The organism is Siphonobacter sp. (assembly GCF_048595215.1).
In the GTDB taxonomy this organism is placed as follows: domain Bacteria; phylum Bacteroidota; class Bacteroidia; order Cytophagales; family Spirosomataceae; genus Siphonobacter.
Window position 1 is genome coordinate 1 of the sequence record NZ_JBMDWJ010000056.1, and the last position, 5319, is coordinate 5319.

A 5319-nucleotide genomic window follows, 5' to 3' on the forward strand; every position below is an offset into this window, starting at 1 on the left:
CTTCTACAATACGGCCGTTCATTTGCTGGCCTTCATCGTTGGTCATCGGTAATACATTGCCTACCTGAATTAGTTCCTGATCGATTTCTCCGTTGACTCGGAAAACATCCAATGGAAGGTCTACGACGGCTTCCGGATCCCGTTGTCCGTATCCTTCATCAGGTGTAATCGAGAAATCAAAGGTATCGCCTGGTTTAAGTCCTTCCAGATTGTCTTCAAACCGTTCTGGATAGCCACTCATTCCATGTATATAGCCCATCGGTTCGTCTTCTCCAATGGCTTCTACCAATTCAAATTCCTCCTCATCGGGACCTTTGATGGATAAGTCGTACGTAAGAAGAACTACCTTGTTTTTTGTGATTTCCATGAGCGTTGTTTTTTTGCAAACGTACCGTAAATACGCCGGGTAATTAAAAAGTACTGACAAAAAGATTTTTTTATCAGACCGTTTTGAGTGAACCTTGTATCCCAAATAACTATTCCAAAGAAAAGCTTATAATCCCTTATTCATGAATTTTCTGGCACATACGCTACTTTCAGGAACGAACTCCGACGTGCAGGTGGGTAATTTGCTGGGTGAGTTTGTGAAGGGACGGCTGGAAAACTACCATCCGCCGGGCATTACTACGGACATGCTCGTGGGCGTGCGATTGCACCGGATTATCGATGACTTTACGGATCATCATCCCATAACCCGGCGGAGCAAAAGCCGACTCGTCGATGAGTACGGCTTGTTGTCGGGTATTCTGGTCGATATGTTCTATGATTACGTACTGGCTCGCGAATGGGCGACGTATTCGGTCCTCCCGCTTCCGCTTTTTGCTCAGCAATTTTACGAAGCCGTCGATCGGTACCGTCCGTTTCTACCGGCATCCATGCAAAGCACGGTTCAATCCATGATTTCTCGCGACTGGTTTACGAACTACGCCACCTTGGAGGGTATCGAATGGTCGCTACGGGGAATTGGCCGACGCTTTCCTCCGGCTGCTGGCATTGAACGAAGCATTACGCAACTGGAACGGGATTACGCGTTTTTTAAAGCCGATTTCGAAGAGTTCTGGCCCGACTTAAGCCAGCGGTGTTTCGATTATCTATCTTCCATTAATTGATTAGCAAGTATGCCTCAGACTTTTGAAACCGTCTGGAAAGAATTAAAAAAGAATCAATATGCTCCGCTGTACCTACTGGCGGGCGATGAACCTTATTATACGGATCAACTTGCCTCGTATCTGGAAGAAAATGCTTTGCCGGCTTCGGCCCGGGATTTCAACCAGTTCGTGCTCTACGGGAAAGACATTAATGTAGGTACGCTGTTAAGTTATGCCAAGCGTTTTCCCATGCTTTCCGACCGTCAGTTAATTTTGGTGAAGGAAGCCCAGGACATGCAGGGACTCGATGCGAAGGATACGGTCCGTTTTCTGGAAGATTACATTGTTAACCCGCTCTCTTCCACTATTCTGGTTCTGTGTTTCAAGTCGAACGTGGATGAACGGAAGGCCTGGGTGAAGGCTTGGGATAAAAAGGGAGTATACGTTCCTTCCAAAAAGTTATATGACAACAAGATCCCCGACTGGATCGCCTCCTACTGTCACGAAAAAGGCGTAAAGATTTCTCCGAAAGCGTTACAAATGTTATCCGAATTCATTGGAAACGATTTAAAGCGAATTGCCAATGAGTTGGATAAGATCATTCTGAATCTGCGAGCCGATGAATCAATCCAGGCTGAAACGGTCGAACGCTTCGTTGGTGTCAGTCGGGAATTTAACAATTTTGAATTGCAGAAAGCCTTATTAAACCGGGATGTGGCTCGGTCCAATCTTATTGCCTATCACTTTTCCCGTAACCCTAAAGACAATCCTATTCAGCCTACGCTGATCATTCTTTTTAATTTTTTTAGCAAACTTTTACTGACCCACGCAACGGCCGACAAAAGCGAACGTAATCTGGCGAGTACACTGGGTGTGAATCCATTTTTTGCGAAAGATTACGTAACGGCCAGTCGCAATTTCTCGCTCGATAAAACGGTAAGCGTGATTAAATATTTGAGACAGGCCGATGCCCAGTCCAAAGGCGTAGAAGTAGGGGTAATAAGCGAGGAAATAATTCTTAAAGATCTGATATTTAAAATTTTACACTAACTTATCTCAATTTTGGTCCAATCGGCCTAAACGAAGTAAGGCTACCCAGCAATGGGTAGCTTTTTCTTTAAGCGGACACTATGGCAGATCACCTTTTTTATCTATTGTTTGTGAAATTTACACGCTCATTTTCAAGACTTTATGGATTTAATAAACCCAATTTAGGGTTGAAAGTCATTAATAAAACTGTGCCTTGGTGATACCTGCGTAAAAGTGCGGCTTAGGGTACACAGTTCGTTTAATTGAAGGAATAGATTTCTTTTAGCAGGCTGATTTAGCAGAACAAAATGGGGTGAATTTGTCCTGCTTGCTGAGGATTGTGCAGCAATAGAAAGCAGGATTCCTTCGGATCGCTTAGGACGAAGAGTAAAGCGTATCCGCGACTGGCCAGCTCGGAGAAAAGACTGGAATTAACATTGTAAAAAGAAAAAACCGGAACAGTTTTCACTGCTCCGGTTTTGTAGCGGGGACGAGAATCGAACTCGTGACCTCCGGGTTATGAATCCGACGCTCTAACCATCTGAGCTACCCCGCCGTTTTTTTGTGGTGCAAAAGTATGTGTATTTCGGCCGAAATCCATATCTTGTGAAAAAAAAACTTAAATTTTTTCAGGCCGTGTCGGCGACGCACTTGATACTGGACTGATTTTGAGTAAATTGACGGCATACGTCTTTGACAAAAAAAATTATGACTAAGCATAAATTTGTTACCGAGTATGAGTTGCGGGCTTCTCCTAAAATGCTCTTCCCCTACGTTAGTACGGCTTCTGGTCTTCAACAGTGGTTTGCTAGCAAGGTAAACGTAGGTTCAAACCAATCCATGATTTTTGAGTGGGATGGAGAAAATCATCCGGCTAAAATCGTTTCCATGCGTCAGAACAAAAGCATTAAATACGATTTTACGCCCGATGCGAATGAACAAGAACACAATTACATGGAGTTTCGGCTGGATCAAAGCGATCTGACCAACTCGACGTTTTTGAAAATCACCGATTACTCCGACAATACGGACGAAGAAGACTTGCAAGCACTTTGGGATGGACTCATTGATACGCTACGGGAAGTCGTTGGAGGATGATTGTTAGGAATTGTTAAATCAGGCTTAGCTAGGAAATGAATCCATTTGTTTCGGGTTATACTTGTGCCTGATTGACGGAGTTGCCATGAGAAAATTAGATAAATTAGTATTAAAAGCTTTCTGGGGACCCTTTCTGGTCACCTTTGCGGTAACGGAATTTATTTTTCTAACCCGCTTTATTCTGCTCTATTTTGATGAAATAGCGGGCCGTGATGTTGGGTTTGACATTTACGGTAGACTCTTCTTCTATTTCGGCCTGATGGTCGTACCCGTTTCCATGCCCCTGGCCGTATTGCTTTCCTCGCTCATGTGCTTCGGAAACTTGGGAGAATTCTCCGAGCTTACCGCCGTGAAGAGTGCTGGAATTTCCGTTGGTCGGGTGATTCGTCCCATCTCCTTAGTGATTGTCTTCATTACCGGCTTCATCCTGTGGTTCAATAACACGATCCAGCCCTGGGCTAACCTAAAAGGATACAGTCTGCTATGGGATATCAAAACTACAAAGGCTACGCTGAGCTTTAAAGAAGGTGTCTTTAACAATGATCTTCCGGGTTACAGTATAAAAATATCCAAGAAATACGACGACGGTTCGCTAAAGAATATTCTGATCTACGACCATTCTGAAAATAGTGGCAATCGTCACGTGACCGTAGCGGATTCAGCCCGGACGTATACCATTCTGGGGGGTACGTATCTGGTCTTCGAATTATTTAAAGGCGTCGATTACGTAGAAGACGTGGATAAATCTTCGGGAGATGGAAATACGAGCGATTTCGCCAAAAACTCATTCAGCCATACCAAGAAATTCATCAACATGCGGTCTTTTAGTATGAATCGTACGGATGAAGATCAGTTCAAGAATCACGCCATTATGAAATCTATTCGGCAGTTGTCGGATGATGGCGATTCGTTACGGCGGAATTATCAGTTAGCTGTAAAGAGTATGGTGACGATGGCATCGCAGTACTATTCCTACCACTTCCAGACGATGGGGGAAACGGCCAAAAAAATGCCGAATACTTGGGTAGACTCATTAATCACCGCTCGCGAGAAATTACCGGCCACTTTACAGAACAGTGATTTAACAGCTTCCGCTTTGAGTTCGGCCAAATCACGTTTGACGTCCATTGAAACGGACGATTTACTCATGTACGATCGTCGCAAAACGATGTACAAAAATGATTTGGAGTGGAATCACAAATTCACGACGGCTATTTCTTGTCTGGTAATGTTCCTGATTGGAGCTCCGCTGGGAGCCATCATCAAAAAGGGAGGATTTGGATTACCCGTATTGGTAGCCATTATTTTCTTTATTTTAATGTATGTACTCACCATTCAGGGAGATAAATACGCGAAGGAAGGGACCATGTGGGTGCCTCTGGCTGCCTGGATGTCAAATCTCGTATTACTAGGTTTTGGTATTTATTTCTTGTCGAAAGCACTCAACGATTCAAGGCTTTTTGAAGCCGACGTATATCGTATAGCTCTGAACCGTTTGAAAGAGCGATTTGTGGCTTGGAAAGAAGGAACGTCCTTATTTAAGAAAAAAAGGGAAGCGATGTAAAACTTTCCAGCCGTTTTTTAGTATCTTTGCGTTTCACAACTAAAATTAGCTGCAATACATGTATCTAACTGCCGACAAGAAAAAATCAATTTTTGAATCGCAGGGGCATGCCAAGTCAGCAACCGACACTGGTTCGGCTGAATCGCAAATTGCTCTGTTTACGTATCGGATTAGCTCATTAACTGAGCACCTGAAAGTACACAAAAAAGACTACGCTACCCGTGCGGGTCTGTTGAAATTGGTAGGTAAGCGTCGTCGTCTGCTCGACTATCTACACAAAAAAGATATTACCCGTTACCGGGCAATTCTTGCTGAATTAGGTCTCCGTAAATAATCGGTTGATTATCAAGTCAGGGAATTCCTTTTTGTGAATTCCCTGACTTGTTTTGCGTTTGTCCTGAAAATTTTTCTTCGACGAGCAGGTTACTTCTTCCCCTTTTTTTACTCTTACATAATAGAAAGCGGAAAACGAAGTTAAACAATACTAAACCAGATTAACCGTCTGGTTAACCTCTTGAAAGCGGTTCCTCCATTCAGATG

The 5319-nt window shown here is 43.7% G+C and carries 6 protein-coding genes and 1 tRNA gene; 5 read left to right on the top strand and 2 right to left on the bottom strand.

Going from position 1 to position 5319, the window contains the following annotated elements:
* A partial coding sequence (locus ACOJTG_RS03560) for an FKBP-type peptidyl-prolyl cis-trans isomerase (protein WP_420152548.1) occupies positions 1 to 367 on the bottom strand: 367 nt, incomplete at its 3' end.
* A gap of 142 nt (positions 368 to 509) precedes the next feature.
* Here ACOJTG_RS03560 and ACOJTG_RS03565 point away from each other — a divergent pair.
* Positions 510 to 1109 carry an ACP phosphodiesterase gene (locus ACOJTG_RS03565; protein ID WP_420152549.1) on the top strand — a complete coding sequence of 200 codons (600 nt, stop codon included), beginning with the start codon at positions 510 to 512 and terminating at the stop codon, positions 1107 to 1109.
* A 9-nt stretch (positions 1110 to 1118) separates the two neighbouring features.
* On the top strand, positions 1119 to 2138 hold the full coding sequence (gene holA / locus ACOJTG_RS03570) for a DNA polymerase III subunit delta (RefSeq protein WP_420152550.1): 1020 nt from the start codon (positions 1119 to 1121) through the stop codon (positions 2136 to 2138).
* 461 nt (positions 2139 to 2599) lie between these two features.
* Here holA and ACOJTG_RS03575 read toward each other — a convergent pair.
* Positions 2600 to 2673: transfer RNA gene (locus tag ACOJTG_RS03575), tRNA-Met, on the bottom strand.
* A gap of 152 nt (positions 2674 to 2825) precedes the next feature.
* On the opposite strand from ACOJTG_RS03575, the gene ACOJTG_RS03580 reads away from it, so the two are divergent.
* From ACOJTG_RS03580 to rpsO, 3 genes are all read left to right on the top strand, one after another.
* Positions 2826 to 3215 carry an START-like domain-containing protein gene (locus tag ACOJTG_RS03580; RefSeq protein WP_420152551.1) on the top strand — a complete coding sequence of 130 codons (390 nt, stop codon included), beginning with the start codon at positions 2826 to 2828 and terminating at the stop codon, positions 3213 to 3215.
* A gap of 85 nt (positions 3216 to 3300) precedes the next feature.
* On the top strand, positions 3301 to 4779 hold the full coding sequence (locus ACOJTG_RS03585; protein WP_420152552.1) for an LptF/LptG family permease: 1479 nt from the start codon (positions 3301 to 3303) through the stop codon (positions 4777 to 4779).
* A 58-nt stretch (positions 4780 to 4837) separates the two neighbouring features.
* A complete protein-coding gene (gene rpsO / locus ACOJTG_RS03590; protein WP_420152553.1) occupies positions 4838 to 5113 on the top strand; it encodes a 30S ribosomal protein S15 in 276 nt (91 codons plus the stop codon).
* The last annotated feature ends 206 nt before the right edge of the window (positions 5114 to 5319 follow it).

Bases quoted from the DNA above. Each gene is read 5' to 3' on its own strand.
- ACOJTG_RS03565 (WP_420152549.1), top strand. From the start codon at position 510: ATGAATTTTCTGGCACATACGCTACTTTCAGGAACGAACTCCGACGTG.
- holA (WP_420152550.1), top strand. From the start codon at position 1,119: ATGCCTCAGACTTTTGAAACCGTCTGGAAAGAATTAAAAAAGAATCAA.
- ACOJTG_RS03580 (WP_420152551.1), top strand. From the start codon at position 2,826: ATGACTAAGCATAAATTTGTTACCGAGTATGAGTTGCGGGCTTCTCCT.
- ACOJTG_RS03585 (WP_420152552.1), top strand. From the start codon at position 3,301: ATGAGAAAATTAGATAAATTAGTATTAAAAGCTTTCTGGGGACCCTTT.
- rpsO (WP_420152553.1), top strand. From the start codon at position 4,838: ATGTATCTAACTGCCGACAAGAAAAAATCAATTTTTGAATCGCAGGGG.